This window comes from Ruegeria sp. BC5 (genome assembly GCF_056539205.1).
In genome coordinates, this window is the sequence record NZ_JBQFUN010000001.1 from 543,162 (window position 1) to 560,949 (window position 17,788).

Annotated in this window: 16 protein-coding genes and 1 tRNA gene; 7 read left to right on the forward strand and 10 right to left on the reverse strand. The window is 57.3% G+C overall.

Annotated elements, in window-relative coordinates; genetic code table 11:
* Window positions 1–83 precede the first annotated feature (83 nt).
* The gene (locus ACR0LY_RS02780) at window positions 84–671 is read left to right on the forward strand and encodes an HNH endonuclease (RefSeq protein ID WP_170348801.1); all 588 of its coding nucleotides are present in this window, start codon (window positions 84–86) and stop codon (window positions 669–671) included.
* Here the strand turns inward: ACR0LY_RS02780 and ACR0LY_RS02785 are convergent.
* Both ACR0LY_RS02785 and ACR0LY_RS02790 read right to left on the reverse strand, forming a co-directional pair.
* On the reverse strand, window positions 668–1,132 hold the full coding sequence (locus ACR0LY_RS02785; RefSeq protein ID WP_170348800.1) for a disulfide bond formation protein B: 465 nt from the start codon (window positions 1,130–1,132) through the stop codon (window positions 668–670). The two genes, ACR0LY_RS02780 and ACR0LY_RS02785, sit on opposite strands and share 4 nt — an antisense overlap.
* Window positions 1,129–1,707: a YqaA family protein gene (locus ACR0LY_RS02790; protein WP_170348799.1), complete on the reverse strand. Its 579-nt coding sequence runs from the start codon at window positions 1,705–1,707 to the stop codon at window positions 1,129–1,131. Before ACR0LY_RS02790 ends, ACR0LY_RS02785 begins: the two co-directional genes overlap by 4 nt.
* A 145-nt stretch (window positions 1,708–1,852) precedes the next feature.
* Between ACR0LY_RS02790 and ACR0LY_RS02795 the strand changes: the two genes are divergently transcribed.
* A tRNA-Leu gene (locus tag ACR0LY_RS02795) sits at window positions 1,853–1,938 on the forward strand.
* Window positions 1,939–2,014: 76 nt separating this feature from the next.
* Here the strand turns inward: ACR0LY_RS02795 and ACR0LY_RS02800 are convergent.
* Both ACR0LY_RS02800 and ACR0LY_RS02805 read right to left on the reverse strand, forming a co-directional pair.
* On the reverse strand, window positions 2,015–2,167 hold the full coding sequence (locus ACR0LY_RS02800; RefSeq protein ID WP_170348798.1) for a hypothetical protein: 153 nt from the start codon (window positions 2,165–2,167) through the stop codon (window positions 2,015–2,017).
* The gene (locus ACR0LY_RS02805) at window positions 2,164–3,657 is read right to left on the reverse strand and encodes a BCCT family transporter (RefSeq protein WP_170348797.1); all 1,494 of its coding nucleotides are present in this window, start codon (window positions 3,655–3,657) and stop codon (window positions 2,164–2,166) included. Before ACR0LY_RS02805 ends, ACR0LY_RS02800 begins: the two co-directional genes overlap by 4 nt.
* A 382-nt stretch (window positions 3,658–4,039) precedes the next feature.
* Between ACR0LY_RS02805 and ACR0LY_RS02810 the strand changes: the two genes are divergently transcribed.
* From ACR0LY_RS02810 to ACR0LY_RS02820, 3 genes are all read left to right on the forward strand, one after another.
* Window positions 4,040–5,008, forward strand: a complete 969-nt coding sequence (locus ACR0LY_RS02810) for a TAXI family TRAP transporter solute-binding subunit (protein WP_170348796.1) — start codon at window positions 4,040–4,042, stop codon at window positions 5,006–5,008.
* Window positions 5,009–5,111: 103 nt separating this feature from the next.
* Window positions 5,112–7,721: a TRAP transporter permease gene (locus ACR0LY_RS02815; RefSeq protein ID WP_170348795.1), complete on the forward strand. Its 2,610-nt coding sequence runs from the start codon at window positions 5,112–5,114 to the stop codon at window positions 7,719–7,721.
* Window positions 7,718–8,149, forward strand: coding sequence for a universal stress protein (locus ACR0LY_RS02820; protein WP_170348794.1), 432 nt, complete (start codon window positions 7,718–7,720; stop codon window positions 8,147–8,149). Before ACR0LY_RS02815 ends, ACR0LY_RS02820 begins: the two co-directional genes overlap by 4 nt.
* Here ACR0LY_RS02820 and ACR0LY_RS02825 read toward each other — a convergent pair.
* The 3 genes from ACR0LY_RS02825 to ACR0LY_RS02835 are packed head-to-tail and all read right to left on the reverse strand — an operon-like array spanning window position 8,146 to window position 12,234.
* Window positions 8,146–9,186 carry a lipocalin-like domain-containing protein gene (locus ACR0LY_RS02825; RefSeq protein ID WP_170348793.1) on the reverse strand — a complete coding sequence of 347 codons (1,041 nt, stop codon included), beginning with the start codon at window positions 9,184–9,186 and terminating at the stop codon, window positions 8,146–8,148. The genes ACR0LY_RS02820 and ACR0LY_RS02825 overlap by 4 nt on opposite strands.
* Complete coding sequence (locus ACR0LY_RS02830) at window positions 9,176–11,590, reverse strand: ABC transporter permease (RefSeq protein WP_170348792.1); 2,415 nt, start codon at window positions 11,588–11,590, stop codon at window positions 9,176–9,178. Before ACR0LY_RS02830 ends, ACR0LY_RS02825 begins: the two co-directional genes overlap by 11 nt.
* On the reverse strand, window positions 11,587–12,234 hold the full coding sequence (locus ACR0LY_RS02835; protein ID WP_170348791.1) for an ABC transporter ATP-binding protein: 648 nt from the start codon (window positions 12,232–12,234) through the stop codon (window positions 11,587–11,589). The genes ACR0LY_RS02830 and ACR0LY_RS02835 overlap by 4 nt, the downstream gene beginning before the upstream one ends.
* A 151-nt stretch (window positions 12,235–12,385) precedes the next feature.
* Here ACR0LY_RS02835 and ACR0LY_RS02840 point away from each other — a divergent pair, with 151 nt between their 5' ends.
* Window positions 12,386–12,820: an ion channel gene (locus tag ACR0LY_RS02840; protein WP_170348790.1), complete on the forward strand. Its 435-nt coding sequence runs from the start codon at window positions 12,386–12,388 to the stop codon at window positions 12,818–12,820.
* Here ACR0LY_RS02840 and cls read toward each other — a convergent pair.
* The 3 genes from cls to ACR0LY_RS02855 form a co-directional block, all read right to left on the reverse strand.
* Window positions 12,817–14,229, reverse strand: a complete 1,413-nt coding sequence (cls, locus tag ACR0LY_RS02845; protein WP_170348789.1) for a cardiolipin synthase — start codon at window positions 14,227–14,229, stop codon at window positions 12,817–12,819. The two genes, ACR0LY_RS02840 and cls, sit on opposite strands and share 4 nt — an antisense overlap.
* Window positions 14,230–14,252: 23 nt before the next feature.
* Window positions 14,253–15,227 (reverse strand): HAD family hydrolase, encoded by a 975-nt coding sequence (locus ACR0LY_RS02850; RefSeq protein WP_170348788.1) that lies wholly within the window; start codon window positions 15,225–15,227, stop codon window positions 14,253–14,255.
* A gap of 69 nt (window positions 15,228–15,296) precedes the next feature.
* Window positions 15,297–16,907, reverse strand: coding sequence for an arylsulfatase (locus tag ACR0LY_RS02855; RefSeq protein ID WP_174820415.1), 1,611 nt, complete (start codon window positions 16,905–16,907; stop codon window positions 15,297–15,299).
* Window positions 16,908–17,126: 219 nt separating this feature from the next.
* Between ACR0LY_RS02855 and ACR0LY_RS02860 the strand changes: the two genes are divergently transcribed.
* Entirely contained in the window at window positions 17,127–17,786 is a 660-nt protein-coding gene (locus ACR0LY_RS02860; RefSeq protein WP_254440173.1) for a Crp/Fnr family transcriptional regulator, read from the forward strand.
* The last annotated feature ends 2 nt before the right edge of the window (window positions 17,787–17,788 follow it).

Here is a 17,788-nt window from a genome sequence, read left to right on the forward strand (position 1 = left end):
TATATAGTTAAGTTAAGGCCGGGGCGGGTGTTCCCCGCTCTGATGTCAAAAACGGGCAGAGCAGAGCGAGGAGCGATTCTGAGATGGATGGAGACTTCAGGACCGAATTTGTCAGGGAACCCGGTGCGCTCAGGCATCATCCGGCATTGGTTTTGAACGCCGATTATCGCCCCTTATCCTATTACCCGTTATCCCTGTGGCCATGGCAAGAGGCGATCAAGGCTGCTTGGCTGGACAGGGTGGACATAGTGGCTGAATACGACGAAGTCGTCCGAAGCCCCAGTACCGAGATACGAATACCTTCGGTCGTTGTCCTGAAAGATTATGTAAAACCTAGAAAGCGCGTGGCCTTCACGCGCTTTAATTTATTTTTGAGGGACGAATTCCGCTGTCAGTATTGTGGCAGCCGGGGTGATCTGACGTTTGACCATGTGGTACCGCGTGCGGCAGGGGGCGTCACAAGCTGGCAGAATGTCGTGGCGGCCTGCAGCCCGTGCAACCTAAAAAAAGGGTCCAAGTCATTGCGACAGGCGGGGATGACGCTGCGTAAGCCTCCGCGCCAACCGGAATCAGAGGCGTTGCGCAATATTGGGCGCAAGTTCCCGCCGAACCACCTGCATGACAGCTGGATCGACTTTCTCTATTGGGATGCGGAACTGGACGAACTTTAACGAGCGCGCCAGGCTGCGATCCAGACCAGCACCAACACGCCGGACAGGACAGCGTTCCAACCTGCCATCGACAAGCCCAACATCTGCCAGGGGATATCATCGCAACGCACCAGCGGGGCGGACATGATCTGTTCCATCAGATCTTCTGTCGACAGGCCGCCTATGTCACCGGATGTGCAGCTAGACGGGCCTTCCCACCATTTCTGCTCGACCCCCGCGTGAAACACGCCGATTGCAGCCGTGGTTAGGGCCGCAAGCGCGCCCAACAATGGCAACAGCGTTGCCCGTGGCAGGGCCAAAGCCATTGCTCCAATTAGAACGGCGGCGCCATGCGGATAGCGTTGCCAGATGCACATTTTGCAAGGCGCCAAGCCGCCGAGGTACTGAAACCCCCACGCCCCAAGCAGAAGTGCCGCGGACCCTGCCGTAGCGATCAGGATCAGAGTGTTTTTGCGAGTCATAGGTATTTCACCACGAAAAACCCGCCGAACAGCAGGATGACGAAAAGAGTGAACATAAGGCCCAGCCGCTTCTCGATGAAGGCCCGGATCGGTTCTCCAAAGCCCCAAAGCAGACCGGCAACCATGAAGAACCGCAAGGCACGCGCCAGGATAGAGGTGGCGATGAAAGTGCCCAGCGGCATACCAGTCCAACCGGACATGATCGTAATGACCTTGTAGGGGAAGGGGGTAACCCCAGCCGCAAGCACGGCCCAAAAGCCGAAATCGTTGAAGCGGGTATTGAACTCTTCCATGGCGTGGGCTTTGCCCATCGACTCGAGGATCGGTTGGCCGAGACTTTCATAAAAGAACGCGCCAATGGCATAGCCCAGCAAGCCCCCCAACACCGAAAAGACCAGTGCGACCGATGCAATCAGCCAAGCCCGCGACGGGCGGGCCAGAATCATGGGAATCATCAAAACATCAGGTGGGATCGGAAAGACCGAACTTTCGATAAAAGCCACGAAGGCCAACGCCCACAATGCATGCGGATGTTCTGCCAGACGAATGGTCCAGTCATAAAGCGATCGCAACATAAGATGCTAAAATCCTGTTCTAACGTAGCGCAAGCCAAACCACGCGCCCGGCAAGGCGTCAAGCATCACCGCGAATACAAACTGGATTTTGGTTGCTTTTTGCCTCTGGACCTTCCCGGTTATGGGCGCTAATCCAATGGTCGTGGCCCAAGTGGCGGAATGGTAGACGCAGGGGATTCAAAATCCCCCGGTAGTGATACCGTGCCGGTTCGAGTCCGGCCTTGGGTACCAAAGTAAAAACAGAGGGTTAGGGAAACCTGCTCTCTGTTTTTTCTTTTTCGGCATTGCGTTTGCACATACTGCCAAATCACATCTTTTCGTTTTGGTGACGTTTTGCCTGAGTCTCAGAGTCGGCAGGTTTGGATGCCTTGGGAAAGCCTGTGAAGATCAACCAGATCAGGACTCCGATATATGCGAAAACGACAACATTCAGCATGGTATCAACAAACTGTCCGCTCATGTCCGGTCCTCTCGCGATAGGCTTTTGAACAGGCAGATCACGAGGATCGGTACGATAAAGACGAACGCCATGGCCGAAAGTGCGATGATTGATCTGACCACGGAAATGTCGCCCACCAGAATCATCGCCAGTCCCAGTGCCCCCAAAATAATGCCCCAGATTGTACGGATGCGGGGCGACGGGTTCTCGTCGCCTCCGGTGCCGATCATTGCAAGTGTGAAACCTGCGCTTACGACGCTGGTTACAACGAACAGGAACGCGGCCAAAACAGTGGCGATTTGCGTCACACCGCCCAAGGGGAATTTTGCAAGCAGGGCAAAGGTTGTCGCGTCCAGATTCTCGGCGTTAACGGCGGACAGGGTGCCGTCCTGACGCAGAGTGTCGTAGAAACCCAGCCCACCGAAAATGCCGAACCACAGGATCGAGAACAAGGTGGGAGCAACGATGACACCAACCAGAAACTCTCGGATCGTGCGCCCGCGAGAGATTCGGGCGATGAAAATGCCCACAAAAGGCGACCAGGCCAACCACCAGATCATATAGTTCAGCGTCCAGCCGTGGAACCAGTCGACGATGATGTCGTCGAAGAATTCAGCTGTAGAGAATCCAGCCGGAAGAACGCCGAAGAGGTAGCGTCCGAAGCCTGACACGATGCCGTCCATCATGAACGATGTGGGGCCGAGGATCAGCAGATAGACCATCATTCCAACCGCAATCAGCATCGCGATATTGGACAGCAGAGACATCCCTTCGCCAAGGTCGCGGCGCAGCGGAATGATATAAGCCACGCAAAGCAAGGCAAAAACGGGCAGGGTTAGCACGCCAGGTGAATCAATCCCGATCAGACCAGCCAGGCCGGTTTGAATCTGGAATACGCCCATCGCCAGCGAACCGGCCAAGCCCACGGCTATCGCAACAATCGAGAGCAGATCGAAAACCCATCCCAGAGATTTGGTCCAGCGGGCCTCACCCAATGTATCGGCTACAGGGGCGCTCAGCAGTAGTGTGCGCCCTCGACGATAGGCAAAATAAGCGATGACCAGACCAACGATCGCGTAGATGGCCCAGGCGTGAAATCCCCAGTTCAGATAGGTGATGAACAATGCATGACCGGCGGCCATGGGATCGGGGTTGTATTGGCGCAGAACCTCGAAATGGGTCAGGGGTTCGGCCGCGCCATAAAACAACAGACCAACGCCCATGCCAGCTGCGAACAACATGGCGATCCAGGCAGGCGTTGAAAACTCAGGCTCGGCCCCGTCGGGACCAAGGCGGATGTCGCCAAATCGGGACAAGGCCAGATACAGCGTGACAAACAACAGGCCGCTGACCTCAAGCATGATGAACCAGCCACGGCTATTGAACTGCGTGGCCACCGCTGCGGATGCAAGCCGCCCCAGCCCTTGCGGGTCGACTATACCCCAGGCCGCAATCGCTGCGCTGATGGTCAGAGCGATGACAAGCAACGGGCTGGGGGACGCGGGCTTCATTTTAAATGGCCTTTCCTGACAGTTGCAGAACAAATTCGTTTCCAGCCCTGCGCTTACAGGTGTCTGTGAATGTCGGTTTGACACTAGAGATCACCGAACCGAGTTTCAAAAGAATTGTTCCTGACCACCCAAAAGACCTGTGAGATGGGCATTCTGGGGGGAAAGTTTTGAAAAAGCCCTCAGATATGCGGCGTGGGCGTGTCAGGCCGAGTACGGGGGTTGACAAGTTGAGTATCTGAATGAAACGTCGAAGGTGTTGGGAGATTTTGGAAATTCAGTCGCTTGTGCCTGTTGCAAGACAGGTACAGTTGGCGTACCGGCAGGTCCCGGATGGGACCGCTAACAGTCTCCCATCCACCAAAAGAATTGGGAGTTCACGAAAATGAAAAACAGCAGCAAGCTTAGCCTCGGCGCGGTCGTCACCGCGGCCCTTATGGCTCCGGCCGCGTATGCAGAGGAATTCATCACAATCGGCACCGGTGGTGTGACCGGTGTGTATTATCCGACAGGCGGCGCGATTTGTCGTCTGGTCAACAAAGGCCGCAAAGAGCACGGCGTGCGCTGCTCGGTCGAATCGACCGGTGGTTCGGTTTACAACATCAACACCATCCGCGAAGGCGAGCTGGAGTTTGGTGTGGCGCAGTCCGACTGGCAGTACCACGCCTTTAACGGCACCTCGAAATTCGAAGAGGCTGGTCCCTTCGAAGGTCTGCGCGCCGTCTTCTCGGTACACCCCGAGCCGTTCACCGTGGTTGCCCGTGCCGATTCCGGCATCACGAACTTTGAAGACATGAAGGGCAAGCGCGTCAACATCGGTAACCCCGGTTCCGGTCAGCGCGGCACCATGGAGGTCCTGCTGGGCGAAATGGGTTGGACCACCGACGATTTCGAACTGGCGACCGAACTGAAAGCAGCTGAACAGTCTGCTGCTCTGTGCGACAACCAGATCGACGCGATGGTTTACACCGTTGGCCACCCCTCGGGTTCGATCCAAGAAGCCACCACCGCGTGTGATTCCGTGCTGGTGAATGTCAGCGGCGACGCCGTGGACAAGCTGGTTGGCGACAACTCGTTCTACCGCACCGCAACCATCCCCGGTGGCATGTATCGCGGTTCCGACGGTGACACCGCAACCTTTGGTGTTGGCGCGACTTTCGTGACCTCGGCAGACGTGTCGGAAGACGCGGTGTATGCAGTTGTCAGCTCGGTCTTTGAAAACTTCGACGACTTCAAAAAGCTGCACCCGGCATTTGCAAACCTCAAGCCCGAAGAGATGATCGCGGATGGCCTGTCGGCTCCGCTGCATCCGGGTGCCGAGAAGTACTACAAGGAAAAAGGCTGGATTCAGTAATCCAGACCTGACGCAGGGTGCCCACGGGCGCCCTGCAACCTAAAGCCCGTAAAATAACGGGTGGTTCAAAAGGCCAAAACGGCCACGACGGGGAGACATTTGCATGAGTTCCGACACACAATCCAATCGTCCGCTATCCGAAGAAGAGCTGCAGGAACTTGTAGCCTCGTCCGATGCGGGTGGGCGTAATCCGGTCGGCAATGTCGGGATTTTTCTGGCCGTTGTGGCGGCGATATGGTCGATTTTTCAGGTGCTTTTAGCATCACCTATCGCCAACTATGTGTTGCCGGGCAGCGTCGTGAACAATGCACGTCAGTTTCATCTGGCCTTTGCCATGTTTCTGGCCTTTGCGGCCTATCCAGCGCTGAAGTCCAGCCCGCGTGACTATATCCCGGTTCAGGACTGGATAATGGGGGTCGCTGGCGCGTTTCTTGCGCTATACGGGTACTTCTTCTACGAAAAGATCGTCGATGCGGGCGGTCTTGCGGATGACACTGACAAGTGGGTCGCATTGGCTGGCCTGCTGCTGTTGTTCGAGGCCGCGCGCCGTGCGCTTGGGCCTGCAATGGCCATTATCGCGACGATCTTTCTGGCATATGTGTTCTTTGGCTCATCTGAATGGGTGCCCGAGGTTATCCGCTGGAAAGGCGCAAGCCTGAAAAAGGCCATGAGCCACATGTGGATCACGTCCGAGGGCGTGTTCGGCATCGCCTTGGGTGTTTCCACCAAATTCGTCTTCCTGTTCGTGCTGTTCGGCGCCTTGCTCGACAAGGCCGGGGCAGGGAACTACTTTATCAAGATGGCGTTTGGTGCCCTTGGCCACCTGCGCGGTGGTCCGGCCAAAGCGGCGGTTGTGGGCTCTGCGGCAACCGGCCTGATTTCAGGTTCGTCCATCGCCAACGTTGTGACCACCGGTACCTTCACCATCCCGCTGATGAAGCGCGTCGGGTTCAGCAGTGAACAGGCCGGATCGGTTGAGGTTGCCTCCTCAGTGAACGGCCAGATCATGCCGCCTGTGATGGGCGCTGCGGCCTTCCTGATGGTGGAATATGTGGGCATTTCCTATGTCGAGGTGATTACCCACGCGTTCCTGCCAGCGGCGATTTCCTACATCGCGCTCGTCTATATCGTTCATCTTGAAGCGGTGAAGCGGAACATGCCCACACTGGGTGATCGCGACGTCCATCTGGCGCGCACTGTCGTTGGAATGTTGATGTTCTTCCTTGTGTTTGCGGGGCTTTGCTATGGCTCGCAATACCCGGTCGATGCGGTCACCAGCTGGGTGCCCTCGGCGGCCGGATTGGTCCTGAGCCTGATTGTCTGCGCGGTCTATGTGGTGCTGCTGTATCTGGCGGCTCAGGTGCCGGATCTGGAACCTGATGATCCGAATGCCAAAGAAGTAACGCTGCCGGTTATCGCCGATATCTATAAGGCCGGGCTGCACTATCTGCTGCCGATCATCGTTCTGGTTTATTTCCTGATGATCGAACAGAAATCGCCTGGTCTGTCGGCGTTCTGGGCCACGGCGTTGCTGTTCGTGATCCTGCTGACCCAAAAGCCGCTCAAGGCGATGTTCCGTGGGCAGAGTAACCTGAACACCAGCTTTATCGATGGTGTCGCCGACCTTTGGCAGGGCCTGATTGACGGCGCGCGCAACATGATCGGCATCGCGCTTGCGACGGCCACTGCTGGCGTGATCGTTGGCACCGTGACTCTGACCGGTGTTGGGCAGGTGATGGCCGATCTGGTCGAGTTCCTGTCGGGCGGCAACCTGATCCTGATGCTGGTAATGGTTGGTATCCTAAGCCTGATCCTGGGCATGGGCCTGCCGACCACGGCGAACTACATCGTTGTCAGCTCGCTGATGGCCGGCGTGGTTGTCGAACTAGGCGCGCAGAGTGGTCTGATCGTGCCGCTGATCGCCGTCCACCTGTTTGTCTTCTACTTTGGGATCATGGCGGACGTGACGCCGCCGGTCGGATTGGCAAGCTTTGCAGCGGCAGCCGTGTCAGGCGGCGATGCGATCAAAACCGGTTTCACCGCGTTCTTCTACAGCCTGCGCACCGTGGCACTTCCGTTTGTGTTCATCTTCAACACGGACCTGCTGTTGATCGACGTCACCTGGGTTGAAGGGATAACCGTCGCGATATTCGCAACCATAGCCATCCTTGTATTTACTGCGGGGACGATGGGTTATTTCGTGACGCACAGCCGTATTTACGAAAGCGTCGCGCTGATCTTCGTTGCCTTTGCGCTGTTCCGGCCCGACTTCTTCATGGATCGGCTTTCACCGCCCTATGCGTCGGTTGAACCGTCGGCCTTCATTGAAACGATCGGGCAAACGCCGCCTGGAACAGAAGTCCGCCTTGTCGTTAGCGGCCCTGATTTTGACACTCTGGAGATGACGGACACTACGGTCGTAGTGCCGGTTGGCAGCGAAGAGGGTGGCGCCGCGCGTGTGGACGCCATGGGCCTGATGCTGATCGAAGAGGACGGTCTGGTCAAACTGGACGAACCGCTGTTTGGCACCCCGGTCGCGGATGAGTTGGATAACTTCGACTATTACGCGGATGACGCGGTACGTCTGACCTCGGTCAGCCTGCCATCCAGTCAGCCGCCGAAGCAATTGATCTATATCCCAGCGATGATTCTGCTGGGGCTGATCGCTTTCCTTCAACGCGGCCGCGCCGCCAGACAAGAGGTGCCCGCATGACAAACTCTGTTCTTTGTGCCGTTGATATCAGCAATGGCGATCTGGACGTACATGTGTTGAAGACCGCGGCGGCTTTGGCTGAACAGGACAATGCGCAGTTGGACGTGGTGACTGTGTTGCCGGATTTTGGGGAAAGCTGGGTATCTGGCTTTTTCCAACCGGATTTCCACGAAAAGGCGTTGGATGAGGCGCATACCAAACTGACCGATATGTGTACGGCAACTTTGGGTGCAGAGCGGAACGAGAGAATCCGCCACGTCGTCGCCACCGGAACAGCCTATCAGGAGATATTGAAGACCGCTGAAAGCGCGAACAGCGATCTGATCGTGATCGGCGCACACAAACCGGACCTCAAGGACTATCTTCTGGGTCCGAACGCGGCGCGGGTCGTGCGGCATTCGACGGTCTCGGTTTACGTGGTGCGTTAGTACCCGGTCATCTCAAGGTAGCCGCGCCCAGAGTGGCTGCCTGACACCGTGACGGGGCCTTCCCAGTATTCGAACCGCGTTGCCATCCAGGCATCAGGGGTGATCGCCGACACGTCGACCTCCAAATCACGATCAGGCAAAGTCACGCGCCACTGGACAGGTACGTCCCGACCGGCGACTCGCGCCGTATCCAACGGTGCGAACGAAACGGACCCGTCGGTAAGGGGCGTCGCGGTGCCGTCTGCTGTGATCCATGTGGCCGCTGTGAAATCTCCGCGCCCGCCGCGCAGGCGAAAGGCCATAAGCTTGTTGCCGTCATCAAAACTGAGCGAGAACCAATCCCACCCGCTTTGATCTGCGGCAAGCGGCTGGCTGGACCACTCACGATCCAACCAGCCCTGACCGGTGACAGCGACATCTCCATCGGGTAGGCGCAGTACACCTTCGGCGTCATAGAAGGGTTGAGAATAGTAATGGCTGGCCTGCCTATCGGCGGACTTGACAGAGTATCCGTCCTCTCCGTGAAACACCAGTGGACCTTGGGCTGTCAGGGTTAGGTCATAGGAAAATTCGGCACCGCTCGCGGACAAGGACAAGGCGCGGGGATCAGGCCCGCGCATATGCCATTCGTCGATCCAGGCCTCGAATGGTTCGGCAGTCACCCCAGCCTGACCGATGCCGCCACGCGACAGGCGTTCGGCAAAATAATGCGCTTCCTCAGTCGTCACAGCAGCGTGGCCCAACCACAGCTGAGGGCTTTGCCAACCTTCGGCCTCGGTCGGTTTCAGGGCGGATCGGAACAAGGTCCATTGAATGCCGTAATCGCGCCCGTCTTCTCCGGTCAGGTTGGCAGTCAGATACCACCACTCGATTCGAAAGGACGGGTGCGGGCCGTGATCTCGCGGAAATTCGAACTGGTAACCTGGTTTGGGGATGTCGAACCCGTCGGCTGACCCGCCCAGCCCGGCATAGCCTTGCGCGTGCAAGGCAGAGGGCAGCAATAGGATCAGGACAAACAGCCAAGCTTTAACGTTCATTGGCAAATACCTTCAGAAGGTCGGCGGGTGGCAAACGCATCAAGCGCAATGCGGGCAGGGCGGCGGCGGCAAAGGCGGCAAGCAGGGTCAGCACAAACAGATAGACCCAATCAGCAGGAAACAGAAACATCGGCAGTCGCCAGCCAAAAGCCTGTACGTTGATCACCGCCAACAGCGCCCAGGCCAGAACCAACCCAAGTGGCAAGGCTAGGACGGCCGTCAACGCCGCCAGCAGCACACTGCGCAACACCTCTAGCCGTGCCAGTTGCGCACGTGTCAGCCCCAACGCCCAAACCGGGGCAACCTGCGGCAGCCTCTGCGTCCACAAGGTCAGCAAACTGGTCAGGATGGCAAATCCCGCCACCCCCAGTGTCAGCACGTTCAGTGCGGAAGTCACCACAAAGGTCTTGTCAAAGATCGCCAGCGATTGCGCTTTCATGGCGGCCTGTTGGACGACGGCCCGCCGAGGTAGGTCAAACTGGTCTCGCAACGCCTGCGTTACTTCGGTGGCGCGCTCGGGTGCAAGGCGGATACCGAACCTGCGCGTGTCGGCCCCCGGGGCGATTTGGTCAAGCTGCGGCATTGATACGATCGCCTGACCGGTCGGATTGCCGTAGTCCGAATAAACACCTGCCACGGTCAGCGCATGCCCTGCATTAAGGGTCAGCGAATCCCCAGGCCACAAACCCGCACGGCGGGCGAGCTGTTCGTTGATTAAAACGGCCTCACCCGTCAGGACGCGATCCCAGACATCATCTGACGAGGCGATCAGAGGCCAGTGATCGCGGTAAGTCTGGTGGTCCACAATTCCGTATAAGAACAACGGCCCGGTCTCGTGGGTCAGTTCAACGCTGCGGATTGGCAACACGGCGTCCACCTGCGGGCCTAGCCATTGGGCAATCTGTTGACCTTGTTGGTTGTCAGTGGCGGTCACGTAAATCTCGGACGTCAGGCGTTGATCCAACCAGCCAACAAAGGTGAGGCGAAAGCTGGAAACCATGGTTCCGACACCAATATTCGCGGCCAAAGCCAGCAGCAGTGCCATCAAAGCCAAAGACAGACCCGGTAATTGCGCCTGCATATCGGCCCAGACCCATTGTGCGATCGGCCCTCGGGCGCGCCGATGAAAACCCGACAGGGCGAGGGACAGAAGATAGGGCAGAGTCAGTGCCGCTCCGGTGAGAATGCCGCCGACCATCACAAACCCGGCAACCAACCCGTTAAAGGCAAACCCTATGCCAAAGCCACCCCCGATCAGGGCCAGACCGATCAGGCCCGCGCTGCGTTGTCCCAAGGCTGAACCACGCCAAGCTTGAACTCCGGAACCAGTCAGCAAGGGCATACGCGCCAATCGATACAAGGCGTGGCCACTGGCAAACATTGTGCCCGCTAATGCCATCGCCAGCCCCGCCAGCGCCCATTGCGGTTGCAAGGACATTTGCCCGTCGACAGGTGCGCCGTATAGCCCGCGCAAAGTGGCCGCGACGTCGGGCAGCAGCGCTCCGGCGAGAAAGAACCCAAGGATCAGGCCCAAGGTGCCGCCGATCAGGGCCAACGCGGTCAATTCAGCCATGATCACCCAGATCAAACGCCGCATTGAGACACCCAGAGCCCGTAGGGTGCGGATCATCGCCCTCCGTTGCGCAAAGGCCAGCCCGACGGTGCCATGAACAATAAAAAGACCGACGGCAAAGGACAGCAGTCCAAATGCGGTCAGGTTCAGGTGAAAACTATCTGTCAGACTGGCTGCATCCAACTGCGCCGAAGCTGCGCTCCGTTCAAGTTCAGGCGCGATCTCGGATAGCGGAGGCACGCCAAGCGGCTGATCGGGCAGCACTATCAGGCGCGAGATCTGCCCGGATTTGTCCAGAAGTGTCTCGGCAGCGCCGATATCGGTCAGGATCAGATCAGGCGGAACCGTGTCAGAGGTTAGAATCGGCGGCAGACCGCTTTGCCCGCGCAGCACCTGTGCAAGATCAGGCGCAGCCAGCAAGCGGCCCGGTGCGGTCAGCATGTCGGCCGGGTCGGGGGGCGTTTCGCTTTGCTCAATCTGGGTCACGGCGGGCAGGGCCGGGTAGGCGACCATGTCAACGCCCATCACCTGTACCGTGCGTCCCGAAATCCGCAGGGGGCCTTCCAAAACAGCTGCCACTTGCCAACCTGCACGGCGCAGCGCGACATAACGCTCAACCGGGATCGGGCCGGACGGGTCGCGCAGCTCATCAAACAGACCCAGCGCAAGCTGATCATTGGCCTGTTGATAGCTGGCGCGCGCCTCGGCATTGATGGCCTGCACCGCCGACCACAGCCCGGTCGCCAACGCGATGCCAATCAACAGCGTTGCCAGTTGCAGCCAGTGACGTCGCCAATGCGACAGCAAGGCCTGTATGATTGCCCCAGTCATGCGATATGGCCACCGGTCAGATGCGCCCGCCGATCCAGACGCGCCGCGATGTCTGGCGAGTGCGTAACTAACAGTAAGGCGGCGCCTGTCTCGGCAACTAGCGAGAGCATCAGATCCAGCACGGTCGCGCTGGCGGTTTCGTCCAGATTGCCGGTTGGTTCATCCGCCAGCAACAGCTTTGGCCGGGGGGCCATGGCGCGGCCGATGGCTACGCGCTGTTGTTGACCGCCTGACAGGTTTTCAGGATAGCGCGTCAGCAAGTCGGACAAACCAAGCCGTTCAGCCAGTTGCGCGGTCCAGTCGGTGTCTTCACGGTCCGCCAATCGGGCGTGAAATGAGAGGTTCTGAGCGACCGTCAGCGATGGAATCAGATTGAATTGCTGAAACACCAACGACACGCTCTCACGGCGCAATGCTGCCCGACCACGGTCATCCAGCGAAGAAAGGGCGGTGCCGTCCAGCGTAATCTCACCGCCGTCAAAGCTGTCCAAAGCGGCAGCAAGGTTCAAAAGCGTGCTTTTGCCGCTGCCGCTTTCACCGGTCAGAGCCAGCGTCTGTCCTTGATCCAGCGTCAGTGACACATCGCGCAACACCGGCCGCCCGCCGGGATAGGATTTCTGGACCTTGTCGATATTCAGCAGCATGCAAACCCCTTGGACAGTGCCTGTCACAATGTGCAACGCCACCCCACAGAGTCCAGCGTCCGGGCGCAATCTTTTGCGATTGTCACAGCCTTGTTCTTTTTTGGTTAAGTCGCCATTGTGTCAGAACTTCTCCGGGCCGGGATACGAGTTTATGACACTAGCGCAGCAGATTGTTTGGGGCAGTATCTATCTGGGGATTTGCTTCCTAATCGAAATCATCCTTTTGACGTGGTGTACGCAGGTCATCCGGCACGCGGTACCCCGGCTTGAGAACACGAAACGGTTTCTTGCCATCGCCGGTCCCATCTGTATCGCGCTAGCATTCATCGTTGCAATTCACACGTTTCAAGTCTGGTTGTGGGCGATCGTTTGGGTGTTGGGGGATGTTCTGCCTGACTGGAATTCGGCCTTGTATTTCTCGTTGGTGACTTTCACTACCCTGGGGTACGGCGACATTGTGTTGGGTGAGCCACTGCGCATATTCGGCGCGTTTGCTTCGGTCACAGGTTTGCTGGCGTTTGGCCTGTCGACGGCCTTTATGGTTGCCCTGATGACCCAGGTTTTTAAAGAAGAGCTGATGTCCTAGAGGATGGGCGCGAACAACCGCGCAAGTGGTGAGCCGAACCGGATATAGCCGGGTTGTTCGGGCAGTTTGCGGGTCAATTCATAACTGTTTTCAAAATCGTCGCGCAGCATTTTGTCCACCGCCTCAGCCGCGCGTTGGTCGAAAAACAGTGCCATGGCTTCGAAATTCAGCCGGAATGATCGGTTGTCCAGATTGGTCGTTCCCACAGCAGCCAGAGTGTCATCGACCACGAATGCCTTTTGATGCATGAACCCTTCAGTATACCGAAACACCCGCGCACCGCAGTCTCGGATTTCGTCGAAATAAGCGAAGGCAGCCAGCCAGGGCAGGCGGTGGTCAATCACTTCTGGCACAAGGATGCGCACATCGACACCCCGAAGAGCAGCGTGCTGCAGGGCCGTCATGACGTCGATATCAGGCACAAAATAGGGTGAGGCGATCCATATCCTTTCCTTGGCTGCAGTGATGGCCGAGAAAAACATCATCGCACCAGTTTCCGTGTCGTCCCCCGGACCGGTGGCGACAAGCAGGGCATTCATGTCCTGTTCGGATTCTGATCCGGCCCAGTTGAGTTGATCAATCAGATCTTCTTCGTGGGCCCAGTGCCAATCCTCGACAAAGATCAACTGTAATTGACGGACGATATGGCCGGTCATTTTCAGATGTGTGTCGCGCCAATGGCCGAAATGTTTGCTCTGGCCCAGATACTCGACCCCTACATTGTGACCGCCAATAAAGCCCGTTTCACCATCAATGATTACGGTCTTGCGGTGGTTTCGATAGTTCAGCTGAAAGCGATATTGCGGTCCGCGCCGGTCGCGCGGGTTGGCAATCTCGATCCCAGCGGCGCGCAAGGTGTCAAGGTAGGCGGTCGGCAGACCATAACTGCCCACGGAATCGGTCATAAAGCGGACCGAGACACCACGCTCGGCTGCGGCAATCAGTTTGGACTGCAACTGTTTGCCCAGGTCGTCATCGCGGACAATGTAGAACTGGATCAGGATATAACTTTGCGCGGCGTCGATTGCCTCGAAAATGGCATCGAACGTGGCCTTGCCGTCGATCAGCAAATTGGCACCGTTTCCACGCGATACTGGCAGATGCGCCAGAACCTCGAATGGCCGTGCGTTGAACGGCATCGAGCCGGGCTCGGGCATTGAAAAATCTGCAAAGCTTTTGATGCCTTCAACGACACGTTCGCTGTGTTTTCGCGCAATGCGATATCCGCGAAATCGGTGGTGGCCCAAAAACAAATACATGGGTACGCTGAGCATCGGGGCTGAGATCAGAAACACCACCCAGCCAACCGCGCCCTGCGGTGTTCGGGCGGTCTGCGCAGCCCTTATCGCAAAGACCACAGCCGTCACGTACAGGACGAGGACAGCAGCGGAAACAAGTAATGTCCACATGAGGTTATCGTTCTCTGAGTGCCTTATTCCGACCCAGTGTAGATGCGATTCCAGTCTTGCGCCATATCCACGATGACCCAGCCCATATCGGGGCCTTTGTCCAACCCGTCGACCAGTTTTCCGATCGGGCTTTCACGGTCATAGGCCCATTCTCTTTCAGCGTCGGTGTGATGGATCAGGACGCCCAAACGCGGTCCGTGCCCGGCGGTTGTCCACTCGAGCATGGCAAAGTCCCCGTCCGAATTTCCACCGGCCAGAATGGGGCGCCTGCCAAGGGTGCGTTCGATATTGATCGGCTTGCCTTCCTTGTCGTCTATAAAAGCAATGCCGGGTGCCTTGATGATCGTGGGTTTGCCTTCAGCCGTTTCATAGGTGGTGGCAGTATAGGTGCCCAGTACCTGCTCTGGCGGCACGCCATAGGCGTCCTCGGCAAACACGCGCATGAAATGCAGCCCGCCGCCCGAAACAATGTAAGTGCGGAACCCTTCATCCCTGAGATAGCGTAGCAGTTCCACCATTGGCTGATAAGTCATCTGGTCATAGGGCAGCCCGGTATCGGGGTGACGCGCGGTGTCCAGCCATTTGGTGACCGAGGCTTGAAACTCTTCGACACTGACCCCGGAATGCGAGGCATTCAGGACTTCGATCAAGGCCTCATGGCCGCCTTCCGCGATGGCCTCCATATCCCCCTTGGCCGCAGCTTCCAGCGTTGGGCTGGTCAGGATCGAAGGATCAACCGCGGCCATTTCGGCAAGGCGGTCCATGGCGAAGGTCAGTTGGAAATACACCGGCTGTTCCGCCCAAAGCGTCCCGTCATTATCGAACACGGCGATCCGGTCTGCTGGTGTCACGTAATCGGGATTGTCCGGATCGGTGACGGCGTCAACAAAAGCAACAATCTGATCCTTCGACGCAGAGGTTCCCCAACTGGGCAGCGGGTCGGCCAGGGCAATCGACGGGGCCATGAAAACGGCAGCAGCGCGAAGGGCGGTCTTCATGAGAAATTCCTTTTTCTTCAACGTGAAAAGGGCCGCCGTTGAACCGGCGACCCTAAGCTTGCGAGGGGCTTAGTTGTTGGTCGGCGTGACCAGTTTCTCCATCACCTGATCCAGATTAAAGCTTGCCGCTTTCTGGCGTGGCGGGAACTCTTGGAAGGTTTCCAAGAAAGACCCGACATATTGCTGTGCTGGCACCAGGAAATAAGCCCGGTCCAACAGCCAGTCATAGTAGGTGTTGGAGGTCCGATACGCGCGCTCATACGGATCACGACGCAGGTTCACGATCAGAGGAATACGCAGTTCGGTCCAGGGCTCGATCCAGGCGCGCAGGGTGGCCCATGCCTTCTGCTCTAGGAAGATCAGCTTCCAATCGTCAAAACGCAGCGCGGTCAGGTCACCGTCATCCGAGAAATAGAAAATTTCACGTCGGGGGCTTTCCGTGGCCTCACCAGTCAGCAAAGGCAGAATGTTGTAGCCGTCCAGATGCACCTTGTAATCTCGGCCCATGCCGGAGGAGCTATAGCCAGCCTTCAGCTTTTCCTTGATCTCTGGATCACCAGCGACGGCCAGATAGGTCGGCAGCCAGTCCATGTGATGCACGATCTCATTGGTGACCGATCCAGCCTCGATCTGACCGGGCCAGCGCACCATCGATGGAACGCGCCATCCGCCTTCCCAATTGGTGTTCTTTTCGCCCCAGAACGGTGTCATGGCAGCATCCGGCCATGTGTTCATGTGCGGTCCGTTGTCGGTGGAATAGTGAACGATCGTGTTGTCTGCGATTCCAAGCTCATCCAGCAGGTCCAGCAACTGCCCTACATGCATGTCATGTTCAATCATGCCCGCAGTGTATTCGTCTGCAACGCCACCAATGATATCGTTCGCTTGCGCGCGCATCTCATCCTTGACGTGGGTGCGGAAATGCATCCGAGTGCCGTTCCACCAGACATAGAAGGGCTGGCCTTGCTCATGGGCTCGCTTGATGAAGTCAATTGCAGCGGCAACGGTCTCTTCGTCTACCGTCTCCATGCGCTTGCGGGTCAGGGGGCCGGTGTCTTCTATGGTGCCGTCCGCCTTGGATTTGATTACACCGCGCGGGCCATACGCTTCGCGGAAGGTGCGCCCATCGGCCAGAACCGCGTCGCCGGGATAGTCTTCATTTTCCGGTTCTTCCTCGGCATTCAGGTGATACAGGTTTCCGAAAAATTCATCAAATCCGTGATTTGTCGGAAGATGCTCATCCTTGTCGCCCAGGTGGTTTTTACCAAATTGACCAGTGGCATAGCCGTGGTCCTTCAACAAGCCCGCGATGGTTGGATCTTCGACCTGCATACCCAGATCGGCACCCGGCAATCCAACCTTGGACAACCCGGTCCGGAATACTGATTGCCCCATGATATAGGATGACCGGCCCGCGGTGCAGGATTGCTCGCCATAATAGTCGGTGAAGATCATCCCTTCCTTGGCGACGCGATCGATATTGGGCGTCTGATACCCCATTAAACCCATCGTATAGGCCGAAATATTGGACTGTCCAATATCGTCCCCCCAGATGACCAGGATGTTGGGTTTCTGTTCCTGCGCCCAGGCGGGAATTGCCAACGCAACGGCGAATGTAGCCACAGCAACCCGGCGCAAGCCTCTGCGCCAACTGTATGCAATCGAACGTGGTGGTGACATGATGTACTCCTGATTTGAAAGGGTCGAAAAAACCCGGAGGTGAAAATTAGTTGGAGGCTGGCTGTTTCAGCCAATAAGCTGCCAAGAAATGGTCGATTTCTGAACGGCGTTACATCACCCGTAGGGGAATCGAGCGTGCTCAGGTTAGGCGATCAATGAGATTGAAAACTCATCATATGATGATATTGAAAAATTCTAATGTTTGACAAAGCGAATAATATGAAACTCTTGCAGGGCGGAGGCTGGTTCAGCAAACGTTCCGCCGCATTTCAGCGTGATTTGTTGGAGTGCGGGGTCCCGAAAACCTATGAAGCCTGGGAAACGCTGTATCACCATGGCGATCCGTCCAACGGGGTCTTTGCTGTCCTCAGCGGTGGGGTGCAGATCACCGCTCCGGCGGATGACGGGCAGGAATTCGTTCTGCATCGCGAAGGCGCGGGGTTTTGGGTCGGGGATCTGGCGTTGTTTGCGGATGAACCGCGTCTGGTTAGTGTCGTAACGACGCAAGAGACGCACGCGTTGTACTTCCCAAACGGCCGCGTGACCAAGTTGGTTCAGTCCAAGCCTGATTACGTTCGGGACTTTTACGCGCTGACCCACGAGAATATGCAGACCGCCCTTCGGATCATGGCAAACCTGGCGGTCACGGGCAGCGAAAAGAGGTTAGTTCTCAGGCTGCTGCATCTGGATGAAGGCACCTCGAAATGTGATGGATGGATCGTCGTGTCACAGGAAGAATTGGCCGAGATGATCGCTGTGTCACAACCTACTTTGCATCGCAGCCTACACCGCCTTGCTGATTTGGACATGATTGAACTCGGCTATGGACGGGTGCGGTTGAAGAACAGACAGGCGCTGATCGCGAACTGCCAGACCTAAGC